The following is a 15825-nucleotide window of genomic DNA, read 5'->3' as shown; positions in this document are numbered from 1 at the left end:
GGAGCGGGGGTGTGATGGGCCAGCCTGAGCGTCGCGAGCTCCTGTTCGACTCCAGCCTGCTCGACACGCCGTCGGTCAGTGGTGGCTGGTGGCTGCGGCCCCAGCAGCGGCAGAGCTACACCGGTGTGTCCTACCTGCCGGGCGACATCCAGCCCGGCCATCTCTATGTGCAGCCTTCAGCGCTCTCCTGGGGGCGGGGCTATGACAAGGATCGGGAATCGCTGCAGCGTGTGAAGCAGCGCGGCGCCCGGGCGGTGGTTCTCGATGCCATTCCAGCCGAGGTGCCGGAGGGCCTGAGCGTCTATCTCGCCCCGGACACCTCCCTGGCCCTGGCCCAGCTGGGCCAGGCGGCCCGTGCTCTGGCTTCGCACCCGCTGGTATGCGTCACCGGCACCGTTGGCAAATCCACCACGAAACGGGGGCTGGCCATCCTGCTGGCCCGGTGCGGCAGGACCCACGAAAGCCAGCGCAATTTCAACCACTATCACGGTGTGACGCTGACCCTGGCCGATACACCCAAAGACACGGAATTCTCGGTGCTGGAGTTCAGTTCGGATCTGCCCCGCTACACCCTGCCCAAGGCCCTGATCGCCGCTCCCGATGTGGCCGTGATCACGGAGATTCAGTATGACCACACCGATTGCTACCCCACCCTGGAAGCCATCGCGGATCAGAAGTCGCTGCTCTTCCGTGGGCTGAAGCCCGAGGGCACGGCCGTGCTCAATCGCGATTCCCCCTACTTCGCGCGCATGCATGCGGCGGCCCGCTCCTATGGCGCCGCCCGGGTGCTCACCTTCGGGTGCAGCCCCCTGGCGGATGTGGCGCTGCAGGATTGCTCCCGCCAGCGCAGTGGCTGGCAGGTGCGGGCCCGCTGCCTCGACCAGAGCCTCACCTACACCCTGCCCCTGCCCGGCCGGCATGATGTGCGCAACAGCCTGGCGATGCTCGCCGGTGTGGTGGCCTTGGGGCAGGATCCCAACCGATGCCTCGCGGCGTTCTCGGCCCTGCAGCCCCTGCCCCGCCACTGCGCCCTGGAGCATCTGGCGGTGCAGGGTGGCGAGGTGCGGCTGATCGACGATTCCTTCAGTTCCAATCCGGCCTCCCTGCGTGCAGCACTGGAAACCCTGGCCCTGCAGGCGGAGGGCTCACCCGGCAGGCGGCTGCTGGTGCTGGGGGCCATCGACGAACTGGGCGAGCGCTCCGATGCGCTGCATGCCTCCCTGGCCGATCTGATCCTCCTGCATCGCATCGATCGGGTGTATGCCTATGGCTCCCACACACGCCACACCTGCGCCGCCCTGCCGGATCACCTGGTGGCGCTGCACACCACCGAGGCGCGGGAACTCACGCAGGTCCTGATGGCGGATCTTCAGCCGGACGACTGGCTGGTGCTGAAGTTCTCCCGCCACTCGCGCCTGGGAGAACTGCTCGGCCAGGCCTTGCGCACGGGGGCCACCACCCAGGCGTGAGGCTGACGCGTCTCCCCTGAAGCTGGTTTTTTCGGGGCCTGGTCTAGGGCCCGGAGAAACTCTCAGTGAGGTTTAAGAATGCCGGGCGCCCTTGCGGCAACTGGGTTCTGGCCTGTCAAGTCCCTGTCTGTCGCGGCTGGACTCCCCTTCTTCGGTCACAGCGTCCCTTGACGTCATCGCCGCGGTGAACCGGGCCCATAGGTTGAAGACAAAGGGATCGGCGCCGCCCTCCATCGCAGCGCCGGACCGGGTTGCCCAAGAGGACGGACCATGGCTGACAGCATCTTCATCGCTCCGCCGTCGGCGGGTGAGATCACGGACGGCGCTGCGGCTGTCGATCTCGGTGCCTCGTCCAGCGAACGGGAGAAGGACGCCACCGGCAACATCAGCGACGCAGCCCTGCACGATCCCAGCGGCGTGCGCGACAACCCCGGCGGCCACACCGGATTCGGGGATGCGGTCGATCACACCCCGGTGGAGACCTACAGCCCCCACGACGTGGGCGCTCTGGGGGTATCCAGCCCGATGCCCCAGCCGCCTGGCCCCAGCGTGGATGAGGCGGGGGGCAGTGGTGGTGGCCCGGGGATCAACCCGGCGCCGCTGCAGCCCCTGTCCAGCGGCGACGTGCCCACGGCCCCCCTCGCGGCTGCGGCGCTGATCGCGGCCCTGCCCAATCCGGAGCCCCTGAGCGGCACCGAGGAGCAGCCTCCGATCCCGCCGCAGGAGCCCACCCCGGTGCAGCCGCCCACGGTGGTTCCCATTCCGCCGCAGGTGACCCCCACGGTGGAACCCCCGGCCAACCTGGTGCCGTCGGTGTCCGTCACGCCGGATCCCACCGTGCCCACCGATGGCCTGGGCAATCCGGTCACCAATGGGCAGCTGGTGGGTTCCAACGGCGTCGGGGTGGACCTCGGCCCCGGCCAGGTGGCCGAACTCGGCATCGATCCGGCACTGGCGGGCAACCCCAACTTCACGCGCTTTGCGGTCACCAATGGGGTGATCAACCTGGCGGACCCCGACGGGGTTGCCGACATCGCCTTCGTCACCATCGCCGGGCGTCAGTTCAACTTCAATGGCAACAATCCCAGCCTGCCGTCGCTGCTGGATCTGATCAGCAATGGCGATCCCAGCGGCCAGCTGTCCTTCCTGCTGGAGGCCGGCGATGGCGATGCCACCCCGGAGGGCACCCTCACGATCACCGGGCTGACCCAGACCTCGGACACCACGGTTCAGCTCAGCTTCGTGTTCGTGCTCAGCGAACCGGTGAACAACGCGGCCGGCGCCAGCACGGTTCCCGGGGGCGTCATCACGCCCGAGTACGCCACGGTTCCCTTCGGCGTCACGGTGACGGATTTCGCCGGAGCGACGGCCACGGACACCGGCACCATCCTGATCATCGATGGGGAGCCCAGCGTTGTTGTCAACAACGACCTGTTGCCGGAGCTGATCGTTGACGAATCCCTGGGCGAACTCGGCACCGCCGGGGCCAGCGAGAACGCCGCCGGTTTCGACACGGTGAGTCTCAGCTTCGCGCCGCTGTTCGACAGCGACAGCGTGGCAGCCGGTGTGCAGACGAATTTCGGCCCTGATCTGGCCGGCACCGCGTCCTACAGCCTGGTGCTGAGCGGCACGGCGGTGCCCTCCGGCCTGTTCGCCCTCAATCCATCCGGCACCACAGCCGGCAGCCCGATCCTGCTGAGCCAGAGCGGCAATGTGGTCACCGGCTCCGCCGATGGCACCGTTTACTTCACCATCAGCCTCGATCCAGCCACCGGTGTGGCGACCTTCACCCAGCTGGCGGCCATCTGGCATCCGGTGCCCGGCAGCAGCTTCGATGAGCCGACGACCCTCACCCTGGCAAATCCTGCAGCCCTTCAGATCGTGCAGACCGTCACCGACTTCGACGGTGATGTGGCCAGCGCCGGCGTGAACCTCGGGGCTGGGGTGTTCACGATTGAGGATGATGGTCCGCAGGTGGAAGGCACGCCAACGGAAGGAGCAGCGGCGCTGGATGAGGAGAATCTGTCGGACGGAACCAATCCGAATGCCGGTGCGCTGACGGTGAACGGTGATCTGAGCACCCTCACGAGTGGCAGCATCGACTACGGCGCGGATGGATTTGGGAAGGTGAGCGACATCAGCATCGGCGGAACGATTCTTGCTGGTGCTGTGGGTCAAGTGATCTACCTGGCGCAAGATCACTCGGCGGTGGATAATGCCGTGACGGCGAGCCTTGCCAGTGGAGCGAATGACCGTGCCACGTTGCAGGTGAACGCGGACGGGACGTATACGTTCACGCTGATCGATAACTTCCTGCTGAGCGATCCTGGTGATACGACCGAGCAGACGGAGTCAATTTCGAGTCTTGTCGGTGGCATCAACATTCTTGTTGAAGACGGAGACGGAGATGCGGCGAACGGAACGACGGGGATTGCGCTGAGCCTGGATGTGGTGGATGACGTGCCGACGGTGGAAGGCACGCCAACGGAAGGAGCAGCGGCGCTGGATGAGGAGAATCTGTCGGACGGAACCAATCCGAATGCCGGTGCGCTGACGGTGAACGGTGATCTGAGCACCCTCACGAGTGGCAGCATCGACTACGGCGCGGATGGATTTGGGAAGGTGAGCGACATCAGCATCGGCGGAACGATTCTTGCTGGTGCTGTGGGTCAAGTGATCTACCTGGCGCAAGATCACTCGGCGGTGGATAATGCCGTGACGGCGAGCCTTGCCAGTGGAGCGAATGACCGTGCCACGTTGCAGGTGAACGCGGACGGGACGTATACGTTCACGCTGATCGATAACTTCCTGCTGAGCGATCCTGGTGATACGACCGAGCAGACGGAGTCAATTTCGAGTCTTGTCGGTGGCATCAACATTCTTGTTGAAGACGGAGACGGAGATGCGGCGAACGGAACGACGGGGATTGCGCTGAGCCTGCTGGTGAAAGATGACATTCCGACGGCTGTTCCCATCACAGAAAGCGGCGAGTCGTTCCCAACCGGTACCAATCTGTTCCTGGTGATTGATGTATCCGGAAGTATGGCGAACGCTTCTGGCGTGGATGGCATGACCCGGATGCAGCTTCAGATCAATTCAGCCCTTGAGCTGATTGATCAGTATGAAGCGCTGGGACCACTGAAAGTGAATGTGGTCACTTTTGCTACCGATGCAAGCGCTCCCTTTTCGACCACTTGGCAGGATGCTGATGCTGTTAAAACATTTATTCAGACTCTTGTGCCTACCAGCCGTACGAACTACGATGCAGCACTTAACCTAACAATTAATACGTTTAACGGTGGCACCGCCAGTGACATTGACGGCGCTACAAATGTGCTCTACTTCTTCTCTGATGGTGTGCCGAACGAGAATGATATCAGTGGCACTGGCCCCGGCAACGGTTCCCTCGGAGGCGGGGACGGCATTGACTCTTCCGAGGAAACTACCTGGGAAAACTTCCTCAATACCAATAACATCGCCAGTTTTGCTATTGGACTTGGCAACGGTGTCAACGCGTCCAACCTGAATCCAATTGCCTACAACGGCTTTGGTAGTGGTACAGAAGCGAATGCCATTGTCGTGACTGATCTCAGTCAGCTTGATGCCACCTTGCGATCCACGATTAGCAGTCTGCCGGTGAATGGCAGCTTGTTGGCGCCGGGTGCAAGCTTTGGCGCTGATGAGGATGGCTGGATTTCTTCGGTCACCATCAACGGCACTGAGTACACCTACACGCCGGGTGGGCCAGGAAGCATCGTGAACGTTGCCAGTGCGAATGCCGGCAGCATTGAAATCAACATGGATACGGGTGCATATACCTACACTCCCCCTGAGAACTTGACTCAGGATATCATCCAGAACATTCCTTTTGTGCTCTCTGATGCTGATGGTGATCAGGTCGGCTCAACACTCACGATCAACTATTCCGTCAACGGTGCCAGTCCTTTGGTGGTGCGTGATGATCTAGTGCTCACCAATCAACCCACAGTGGGAGGTGCTGATCCCATCACGATTCCTGCCTGGGCTCTGTTGGCGAACGACTCGGGAGGCTCCGGTGTGCCTTCCGTGAGTGCAGTGTCTGCCGCCTCTGATGGCTCCGTATCGCTCGCGGCAGGAACTGTGACCTTTACCGAGGAAAGTTCAGGTGCCACAGATGGTGGATCTTTCCTCTACACCAATACAACCGGAACGACGTCTGCAACAGGCAAGGTCACGATCATTCGCACCAGTGCTGACTCTGATGTGCCCGGACCTGTGGATCCCTCCGTGTTCCCAGGCGACAACACGATCGATGGCACGTATCGCAATGAAGTGCTGCTTGGGCGGGATGGCAATGGCGACACCATGAATGCCGGTGCTGGTAATGATGTGCTGGTTGGCCTCGGGGGGAATGACGTGCTTCGCGGTGATGGAGGCGACGATGTGCTGGTTGGCGGCACAGGCTCCGATACCCTGACCGGAGGATCGGGTCGGGATACCTTCATGTACCTGCGTGGTGAAGGCTCTGCCACTGATACGGATACGATCACAGACTTCAACAACACCCAGGATGTTGTTCTCATCAATGGCCTGGGTGCCAATGTCACCCAGGTTCAAGTCACGGGACCATCCGGTGGCGTGACCACCATCTCGGTTAACTTCGACCTCAATGGTACCGGTTCTACCGATGTCTATCGGATCCAAAATAATGTTCCGCTCTCTGCCACCAATGGAGAAACGGCAACATCTGTGCTGAACTCTTCCAACATCGTCATCACGGGTACGACCGCAACGATCGATGGCGAAATCGCTGGTGCCACTCTCTATCTCGACGACAACGGAAACTACAGAGTTGATCCCGGTGAGCAGTTCGGGTTTACAGATGCCCAAGGTAATGCCCAGTGGCAGATCTCCCTGGCTCAGCTTGATGTGAATGGTGATGGTGCTTTCTCCCTTGGCGAGGCTCGTGCGGTTCAGACCGGAGGGACAGACATCCAGACTGGCCTCACCTATGCCATCAACCTTTTCGGACCGGCTGGCTCTCTCACGATCACTCCGCTGACCAGTCTGTTGCAGGCACGCCTGGAGCAGGGTGACACTCTTTCTGAGGCCAATGCAGCCTTGGTCAGGGCTCTATCCCTTCCCACGGGCACTTCAGTGACCATCTTCAACCCCCTTGCCGGCAGTGTGGAAGCGGTTGTTCAGACTGCTGCCGTGATGACAGCGGCCATCCAGTTGGCAGAGTTGGCCTCCGCCCACCAGGGCGTCAGCCAGGCGGCGGTTTCATTTGACGTGTTCTCGGCTCTCGCCGACGGTCTGCTGAGTGCTTCTGCTGGTGGTGGTGTCGATTTCACGGATCACGCCTTCCTGGCCGGCGCTGTATCCAGCCTTGGGATCCCGACATTGGACCCCTCCATCTATGCCTTCATGGCGGCGAGCCAAAGTGCGCTGCAGAACTCCGTGGTCAATCTCGGCAGCGCGGATCAAGCTGTTCCTGCAGTCAGTGCCGTTCAGCAACTCACCCAGGGTTCCTTCGCGAACGTTCTCGGAGCTGTTGCGCAGGGTGATCTGGACGCTTCCAGCTTGAGCGGTCTCACCCAGGCTCTCGAAGCCGTGGCTGATGGATCCCTTGGCGTCGAAGCACTGGCTGCCGTCGACGACGCTCTCACCCTCGCCAGCGCTGATGCTGTGATCACCCAGGAAGAAGTCACGACCGCCTTGGAAGCGCTTCCCGATCTTCCGGCCTCCGTTGCGGTGGAGTCCCAGGAGCTTGACCTCGTTTCCGCAGCCGTGGCCGATGATCTCCCCACGGACAGTGCTGAGGATCCTGGAACTGTTGCATCTGTTTTCCAGGATCAGCCCGTGGCGGTTGAGTCCTCTGAGGAGGCGCCTGAGGATGTATCTGAGCAGGCAAGTGTTGCCGAGATGGTTGACTCCGTGATCGACGACCCCAGCCTCCTCTCTGATCTGCCCGCATCTGCCGAGGCCCCAGAGGGTGAGGGTTCTATGGCAGCTGAATCTGATGTGCTGACGGCAATGAACACCCTTGAGCTGATTCAGATGTTCTCTGAGAGCGAAGCAGTCTCGGATGCCCAGCTGGCTGAACTGCAGCATGAAGTGACCATCTCGCTGACTGACGAACCGATGGTTGAGAGCGGCCTGGATGAGGCTGATCCTGAACCGGTAGCCAGCGTGGACGACCTTGTGGCTGCCGATGCCGCGTCCATTGATCCTCCATCCCTGGATGATGCGGGGGATTTCGCCTACGTTGGGGTAGAGCCGCAAGACGACGTGCCCGTTTGATCGTCCAGTCCAGTTGCCGCCATTGACGCCATGACGGACGCCTCCACCCCTGACTCCCCTGCTGAGCTGATCGGGGCCCTGATCGACAGCTTCTTCGCTGCCCTCAAGGATTCCCCCGATCCGATCAGCCCGGCCGAACGGCCTGCCGAGATCGCCTATGAGCTCGATCAGGTGGTGAGCGCCTATCTGGACGAGCATGAACTCTCGGCCGAGGCTTACCACCAGATCGAGCAGGATGTGCTCAATACCATCGCCTCAGACCTGCACGCTCGCGAACTGGAGCACCCATTGCCTGAGTTCGGCTATGACGCCGACGGCAACGCCGACCCCCTGGCTGTTCTCTCGGCCCTGGATGACCATTTCGACGACCTCCTCAGCCACGACACCGCGACGGTCCCCGACCTTGACCTCCCCCTGGATTCCACCGATTTCAGTGCTGAGTTCAGTGCGGACGGTGGCTCTGACTTCGCCGGCGCCGACAGCCTGGTTTGAGGCGCGCCCACGCCTTCCGGTGTCCAGCCAGACCCTGAAGGCCTGAGCTGCTTGGCTGCCCGACTCCTGCTGGCCGAGCCCAACCCAGCCCAGGGTTCCCTGTTGCAGAAGCACCTCGAGGCGCAGGGATTCGGCGTGATCCGCCTGCCGGATCGGGAACGTGCTCAGCGGCGGATTCTCGATGCCTGCCCTGATCTGGCCCTGCTCTGCCCCGATCCCCAGCGTCTGGCGGCCTTGCCCCTGCTGGAGGAACTGCGCGAGCGCGGCAACACCACCCCGGTGCTGGTTCTGCTGCCCTCGGACGACTACGTGGAGCGGGTGCGGCTGCTCGATGCCGGTGCCGATGACGTGCTCTCCCGTCCCTATGCGATGGAGGAGCTCACCGCCCGGGTGCGGGCCCTCATCCGCCGCAGCGGCATGGGTGCTCTGCTGGCGGATGGGGTGGAACTGGCCCACAAGGACCTCCTCGTCAACACCAACCTGCGCCTGGTGACCCGCGCCGGCGAACCGGTGAAGCTCACCGTGCGGGAGTATGACCTGCTGCTCTACCTGCTGCGCCACAAGCAGACCGTGCTGCCGCGCCAGCAGATCCTCTATGCGGTGTGGGGCGATTCCTGGGTGGGCAATGACAACCTGCTGGACGTGTACATCCGCTATCTGCGGCGCAAGATCGACCCCCCCGGCCTCGAGCCGCTGATCCATACCGTGCGCGGCGTGGGGTTCTGCCTCGAATAGCCCGCCAAGCCCTTGACGGGACAGGTGGCGACCAGCGGCGATTTCTAGCATCGGGGCATCCTTCTGCCGGCAGCCCGGTTGCCCCGCCACTATTCACCCATCCGGATCGCGGCGGATTCCGCACGGGTGTTCGAGGTCCTCGCCGAGACCGCCCTGTTGCTGCGCTGCGAGGGGGCCACGTGGCACCCCGCCCTGGAACTGCGCGAGCGCGGTGAGCAGTTGTCGCTCCACTGCCCCGATGCCACAGGTGAGGGGGCGGTGCTCTCGGTGCCCCGCCCCCTGCTGATCCCCCTCTCTGGGCTCAGCTGGCACAACACCCCTGTGATGCTCAGCTGCGGGCGACCCCGGACGCCCTCTCGCCGATCCAGCGGGATCTGCTCAGCCTGATGCTGGAGCTGCTCAACGCCACCGGCAAGCTGCCCGCCTGGTTCACCTCCAGCCCCCGGGTGCTCGCCTTCCGCGATCCCCCCATCCTCGAAGCGCTGCGTCAGCTGCGCCCCCGGCTGTGGCGCTCCGGCTCAGCGGCGATCCCGGAGGCCTTCCTCTCCACCCGCCGCCTGCGCATCGTGGCCGTTGATGGGGCCGGCTCCGAACGCTACCTCCTCCCCCTGGTGGATCTCGCCAACCACCATCCCCTGGCGCCTCCCTTCAATCTCTCCGCCGGCCATCTGCGGCTCCTGCCCAGCCCCGCCGTGCCATCCGCCCAGCTGTGCGTGGACTACGGCGGCAGCCGCGACGGCCTCGACATCGCCCTGCACTACGCCTACGTGGATCCGGACGTCCGCTGGGCGTTCAGCGCTCCACTCCGCTTCGAGCTCCCCGGGCTCGGCCCCGTGCTGATCCAGGGCCGTCCCCTCGAGTCCAGCCGCCTGGGCGATCCCCCCCTGCTCAGCCACGGGCCGGTGGGTGAGGAGCTGGAGGGCACGGTGGTGTCGCATGTCTGCTTCGCGCCCGCCCATGCCGCCGGCCTTCGGGACTCCCTGCGCCGGGAGCTCGGCCGCTATGGCGACAACCGCGGCCTGGGCTTCACCCTCGAGCAGGTCGCCCGGCTGGCCTCGGCCTTGATCGAGGCGGTGGCGGCCCGCAACGTGGCCCTGCTGGAGGCTGTCGCGGGGCTGTGCGCCCGCACATCGGTGCGCGGCGAGGCCCCTGGCGTGCTGGCCTCAGCCGCCCTGAACCAGGTGGAGGTGATTCGCTCGGCCCAGGCAGCCGCGCTGTGATCCGTCGGCCATCAGTCGGTGGTGACCCCCTCGATCCGGTCTTCGATCTCCTGGTAGAGCTCCTGCAGCTGCTGGATGTTCTCATCGCTCGTCTCCCAGTAGCCGCGGCCGTTCACCTCCAGCAGGGTGCCCACGATGCGGCGGAAGCTGTGGGGGTTGAGCTCCATCAGCCGCTGGCGCATCTCGGGGTCGTTGATGAAGGTGTCGTTGGCCTCCTCGTACACGAAGTTGTCCACCGCGCCGCTGGTGGCGCTCCAGCCCAGGGTGAAATTGAGCCGTTTGGCCACCTCCCGCACCCCCTCGTAGCCGGAATTGAGCATCCCCTCGTACCACTTGGGGTTGAGCAGCTTGGTGCGGGAATCGAGCCGGATCGTTTCGCTCAGGGAGCGCACCTGGGCGTTGGCGGTGGTGGTGTCGGCGATGTAGCTGGCCGGCGCCTTGCCATCCTCCCTGAGGCCCTGGATCAGCTTGGTGGGATCGGAATCGAAGTAGTGGCTCACATCGGTGAGCGAGATCTCCGCTGAATCCAGGTTCTGGAAGGTCACGTCGGCAGTCTTCATCACCGATTCGAACACCTCCCGCTTCTGGTTCATCTCGCCGGGGTTGTCAGCGTTGAAGGCGAAGGTCTTGCGGGAGAGGTACATCTCCTGCAGCTCGCCCTCCTCCTCCCAGGTGCTGTTCTCCACCGCCAGGTTCACATTCGAGCTGTAGCTGCCGCTGGCGTTGGAGAACACCCGCGTGGCGGCATCCCGCAGGCTGATGCCCTCCTGGGCGGCCTGCTCGCGTGCGTGCTTGCGCACGAAGTTCATCGCCACCGGCTCATCGGCCTCGGCGGCCATCTTCACGCCCTGGTCGATCAGGCCCATCTGGTTGATGAACAGGTCGCGGAACACGCCGCTGCAGTTCACCACCACGTCGATGCGGGGCCGGCCCAGCTCCTCGAGGGGGATCAGCTCCAGCTTGTTCACCCGCCCCAGGGAATCGGGCACGGGCCTTACGCCGATGAACCAGAGGATCTGGGCCAGGGATTCGCCGTAGGTCTTGATGTTGTCCGTGCCCCAGAGCACGCAGGCGATCGTTTCCGGCCAGGTGCCCTGCTCGGCCTTCTGGCGCTCGATCAGCCGGTCCACCACCACCTTGGCGGCCGCGATCGCCGCCTTGGTGGGGATCGCCTGGGGATCGAGGGCGTGCAGGTTCTTGCCGCTGGGCAGCACACCCGGATTGCGGATCGGATCACCACCCGGCCCCGGCAGCACGTATTCGCCATCGAGGGCCCGCAGCAGGCTCTCCATCTCCATGTCGGCGCAGATCTGCTGCAGGCAGAACTGCAGATAGCCGAACAGCTTGTCGAGCTCGGCCTGATCCACCTGGGCGAAGCCGGCGGCGCAGCAGGCCCCCAGCCAGGGGCTCGGCAGCTTGAAGCCGAAGCGCTCCAGCAGGTTGAAGAACCAGCCGACGTTGCGCCGCAGCGTCACCCGCCCGTCGCTGCCGGTCACCGCCTTCACCATCGCCCCCACGGCGGCCCGGGAGGTCTCGGTGATCACCCGGTTGAGCTCCACATCGGCCAGCACGCCGGCGTCGTTGCCCTTGTACACCTCGGCGATCGTGCGGCCCCGGCACTCGGCCAGCAGGGCCGGCAGGGAGCGGATGCCCTCCTCCTCCCGTTCCAGCGCCGCGATATTCACCAGGGTGGCGATGGCCTCCTCGGCCGTGGGGGGCTTGCCGATCGTGTGCAGCCCGCAGGGCAGCAGCCGGCTCTCGATCTCCATCAGCTGGCGGTAGACCGCGCCGATCACCGCATCGCGCTGGGCCAGATCCAGCTCGGCGGCATCCGCCTCCGGCAATTGCACGTCCTTGTCGAGGTTGCACTGGCGCGCCGTTTCCACCACGGCGTTCACGATCTGCACGCCGCGGCTGCTCTCGCGCAGCTGCTGGTAGGAGCCCACCAGCTCCCCCAGCTCCTTGAGCCCCTTGTAGAGCCCGGCGTTCTCCGCCGGCGGAGTGAGATAGCTGATGGTTTCCGCATACCCCCGTCTCTTCGCGATCGTGGCCTCGCTCGGATTGTTGGCGGCGTAGTAGTAGAGATTCGGCAGGGCGCCGATCAGGGAATCGGGGTAGCAGGTGTCGCTCATGCCCATCTGCTTGCCGGGCATGAACTCCAGCGAGCCGTGGGTGCCGAAGTGCAGCACCGCATCGGCGCCCCACACCTTCTCGAGGTAGGTGTAAAAGGCGGCGAAGCCATGGTGCGGGCTGGCGCTGCGGGAATAGAGCAGCCGCATCGGGTCGCCCTCGTAGCCGAAGGTGGGCTGCACCCCCACGAACACGTTGCCGAAGTGGCGGCCGTAGATCAGCAGGTTGGTGCCGTCGGTGTTGAGGCTGCCGGGGGGCTTGCCCCAGTTCTCCTCCAGCCGCTCGGAGTAGGGGGTGAGCTGTTCGTACTCGGCCACGCTCATGCGGTGGGCGATGGCGAGCTCGGGGGCTCCCTCCATGGCCTCCGGGTCCTGCAGCACCGACTCCATCAGCGCCTTGGGGGTCCTGGGCAGGCCGCTCACGTCGTAGCCCCGGGCCGCCATCTCCTCCATCACCCGGTGGATGGAGCCGAACACATCGAGGTAGGCGGCGGTGCCCACGTTGCCCTTGTCCGGCGGGAAGCTGAACACCGTGATCGCCAGCTTCTTGGTGGCGCGGGGCTTGATCCGCAGCGAGGCCCAGCGGATCGAGCGCTCGGCGATCGCCTCCACCCGGTCCTGCAGGGTGTGGGCCTTGCCGGTGGCATCATCCCGGCCGCTGAGCACGATCGGCTCGATCGCCCCGTCGAGTTCGGGGATGGCGATCTGCAGCGCCACCTGCACCGGGTGCAGCCCCAGGTCGCTCTCCTCCCATTCCTGGGTGGTCTGGAACACCAGCGGCAGGGCCACCATGTAGGGGCGGTTGAGCTTCTTGAGCACCTCGATCGCCCTGGGGTGGTCCTGGCGGGCCGGGCCGCCCACCAGGGCGAAGCCCGTGAGCGACACCACCCCATCCACCAGGGGCAGCTCCGGGTTGAGCGGGTCGTAGAAGAAGGCGTTCACCGGCCGGGTGAAGTCGAGCCCACCGCAGAACACCGGGATCACGGTGGCGCCGCGGTATTCCAGCTCCTGGATCACGGCCACGTAGTGGGCCTCATCGCCGGTCACGATGTGGCTGCGCTGCAGCACCAGGCCGATCACCGGGCCCTGGCGCGCCTTGTCGGAGAGATCGCGGCGGCTGGCGCTCCAGTTGAGGTATTCCTTGAGGTCCTCGAACATCCCCGGCGCCAGGGGGTGCCAGATGCCCAGATCCGGGAACACCACCGGGTCCGCCACCTGGACGGCGGGGCGGCCTTCGCTGCTGCGGGGGAACACGTACTTGTCCGCCAGCATCAGCAGGAAGTTGCGCAGGTTGTCCGGCGTTCCCCCCAGCCAGTACTGGAAGCTGAGCATGAAGGAGCGGGCGTCCTGCGCCTTCTCCACGGGGAGATACTTCAGAACGGTGGGCAGCGTGTTGAGCAGCTTCAACATCGCGTCCTGGAAGCCGGCGCCGCCGGCCTCCTTCCGCTTCTTCATGAAGCCGGCAATGGCGCTCTTGCTCTGGCCCAGCTGGGCCATCGAGAAGGTGCCGAGCTTGTTGAGGCGCATCACCTCCGGCATGGAGGGGAACACCACGGCGGCCTTGAGCCGGTCGCGGTGGGGCGCCACGGCCTCCACCACCTTCTGGGCCAGGTCCTCGATGAAGATCAGCGAGGCGATGAACACATCCGCCGCCGCCACATCGGCGCAGAAATCGGCGTAGTTCTGCGGATCGCGCAGTTCCTCGATCAGGTAACCGCTCAGCTCGATCGCCAGGGGCCCGTTCTGGTCGTTGAGGGAGGTGGCCGCCTGGGTGAGGGCATTCTGGTACTGGGGCTCCAGCACCACATACACGGCCTTCATCACCGCACCGGTGTGGGAGGCGGCAGGGCTGACCCGACGGCTGGCGGAACGGACCTGCGTGAACATGTGGGCGCGGGAGCTGGTGGCCTGAGCTTACGAACTCCGTCCTTGCACGTGAGCCGCCCCATAGGCTCTGCTGCAACGGTTTACGTACAGGGTGACGACCCGATGACGAGCAGCAGTGGCGCCAGACCGATCGCCGTGGTGGTGGCCGGCGCCCTCGGCCGCATGGGCGCCGAGGTGGTCCGGGCCGTGAGCGCCGCCCCCGACTGCCGGCTGGTGGGGGCGATCGACACCACCCCCGGCAAGGAGGGCGCCGACGTGGGCGTCGAACTCGGCCTGGGCGAGCTGGAGGTGGCCGTGACGGCCGACTTCGAGGGCTGCCTCTGCCAGGCCAGCCAGCTGGTGCGCAACGACGGCCCCGGCCAGGGGGCGGTGCTGGTGGATTTCACCCATCCCAAGGTGGTGTACGAGCACACCCGCGGCGCCATCGCCTACGGCGTGCACCCGGTGATCGGCACCACGGGCCTCAGCCCCGGGCAGCTGGCCGATCTGGCCGCCTTCGCGGACAAGGCCTCGATCGGCGGCGCCGTGATCCCCAACTTCTCGGTGGGCATGGTGCTGCTGCAGCAGGCCGCCGCCGCCGCCGCCCGCTTCTACGACTACGCCGAGCTCACCGAACTGCACCACAACCGCAAGGCCGACGCCCCCAGCGGCACCTGCATCAAGACCGCCGAGCTGATGGAGGAGCTGGGCAAGGCCTTCAACGCCCCCCAGGTGGAGGAGCACGAAACCCTGCCGGGCTGCCGGGGCGGCCAGCGGGACAGTGGCCTGCGGCTCCATTCGGTGCGCCTGCCGGGGCTGGTGGCCCACCAGGAGGTGATGTTCGGCGCCGCCGGCGAGACCTACACCCTGCGCCACGACACGATCGACCGGGCCGCCTACATGCCCGGGGTGCTGCTGAGCGTGCGCAAGGTGCGGCAGCTGCCGGGACTGGTGTATGGCTTGGAGAGGCTGCTCTGATGCTGATCCCGCTCAAGCCCGGCGAGCTCAACCGGCTCATTCCGGCGGTGGCCACCGGCCCCCAGTTCAACGCCTGCAGCGGCTCGCCGCGCAAGCTGCTGCAGCGGGTGTTCATCTCCGTGATCGGCGGGGTGATCAGCGTGCTGATCAGCCAGACCCTGCTCTTCTCCAGCCAGGCACAGCCGTTCTTCCTGGTGGGTGGTTTCGTGTTCTTCCTCTACGTGCTCTGGGGGCCGATCGTGGAGGCGGGCCGCCGCAACGCCACCCTGCGGCGCTACCCGGCGGCGGCGATCTTCGAGGGCCAGGTGGCCGATCTCTACACCCGCGAGGTGGTGGAGGACCGCCGCGAGCAGGCCGATCCCAGCGGCCGGCTGGAGCTGGTGGAGAACCGCCGCACCTGGCTGACGCTGGAGCTGGAGGACGAGGAGGGCTACCTGGGCAAGCTGCGCTTTCCCATGGACAAGAAGAACCAGCTGATCCGGCGCGGCATGGTGATCCGCACGGTGGTGCTCAGTGAGCGGCGCGACTTCTCCCGGATCGGGGCTCTGACCGATGCCTGGCTGCCCCAGCTGAAGCTGTGGGTGGGGGAGTACCCGTTCCTGCTGAAGCCGGCGTTCGAGGAGCTCTGCCTGCGCCGCTTGCGCTGAACCATTG

General features: G+C 65.1%; 9 protein-coding genes. 8 read left to right on the top strand and 1 reads right to left on the bottom strand.

Translation table 11 applies throughout. The features are described 5' to 3' along the window. Positions 1-14 precede the first annotated feature (14 nt). From murF to CPCC7001_RS04810, 6 genes are all read left to right on the top strand, one after another. On the top strand, positions 15-1469 hold the full coding sequence (murF, locus tag CPCC7001_RS04835; RefSeq protein ID WP_006910076.1) for a UDP-N-acetylmuramoyl-tripeptide--D-alanyl-D-alanine ligase: 1455 nt from the start codon (positions 15-17) through the stop codon (positions 1467-1469). Between the two features lie 270 nt (positions 1470-1739). Continuing rightward, the gene (locus CPCC7001_RS04830) at positions 1740-7751 is read left to right on the top strand and encodes a DUF5801 repeats-in-toxin domain-containing protein (RefSeq protein WP_006909859.1); all 6012 of its coding nucleotides are present in this window, start codon (positions 1740-1742) and stop codon (positions 7749-7751) included. 30 nt (positions 7752-7781) lie between these two features. Further along, positions 7782-8243 (top strand): hypothetical protein, encoded by a 462-nt coding sequence (locus CPCC7001_RS04825; protein ID WP_006909262.1) that lies wholly within the window; start codon positions 7782-7784, stop codon positions 8241-8243. Positions 8244-8294: 51 nt separating this feature from the next. Continuing rightward, complete coding sequence (locus tag CPCC7001_RS04820) at positions 8295-8978, top strand: response regulator transcription factor (RefSeq protein ID WP_006909407.1); 684 nt, start codon at positions 8295-8297, stop codon at positions 8976-8978. A 126-nt stretch (positions 8979-9104) separates the two neighbouring features. Beyond that, positions 9105-9365: a hypothetical protein gene (locus CPCC7001_RS04815; protein ID WP_198006453.1), complete on the top strand. Its 261-nt coding sequence runs from the start codon at positions 9105-9107 to the stop codon at positions 9363-9365. Beyond that, entirely contained in the window at positions 9365-10198 is an 834-nt protein-coding gene (locus tag CPCC7001_RS04810; protein WP_006910741.1) for a hypothetical protein, read from the top strand. Before CPCC7001_RS04815 ends, CPCC7001_RS04810 begins: the two co-directional genes overlap by 1 nt. Before the next feature lie 11 nt (positions 10199-10209). Here CPCC7001_RS04810 and CPCC7001_RS04805 read toward each other — a convergent pair whose 3' ends face one another. Beyond that, positions 10210-14214, bottom strand: a complete 4005-nt coding sequence (locus CPCC7001_RS04805; RefSeq protein ID WP_006910172.1) for a magnesium chelatase subunit H — start codon at positions 14212-14214, stop codon at positions 10210-10212. Between the two features lie 102 nt (positions 14215-14316). Here CPCC7001_RS04805 and dapB point away from each other — a divergent pair, with 102 nt between their 5' ends. After that, on the top strand, positions 14317-15171 hold the full coding sequence (gene dapB, locus CPCC7001_RS04800) for a 4-hydroxy-tetrahydrodipicolinate reductase (RefSeq protein ID WP_006911533.1): 855 nt from the start codon (positions 14317-14319) through the stop codon (positions 15169-15171). Then, positions 15171-15818: a hypothetical protein gene (locus CPCC7001_RS04795; protein WP_006911441.1), complete on the top strand. Its 648-nt coding sequence runs from the start codon at positions 15171-15173 to the stop codon at positions 15816-15818. Before dapB ends, CPCC7001_RS04795 begins: the two co-directional genes overlap by 1 nt. The last annotated feature ends 7 nt before the right edge of the window (positions 15819-15825 follow it).

The organism is Cyanobium sp. PCC 7001, from assembly GCF_000155635.1.
Lineage (GTDB): Bacteria > Cyanobacteriota > Cyanobacteriia > PCC-6307 > Cyanobiaceae > NIES-981.
This window is presented reverse-complemented; position numbering and strand designations above follow the sequence as displayed.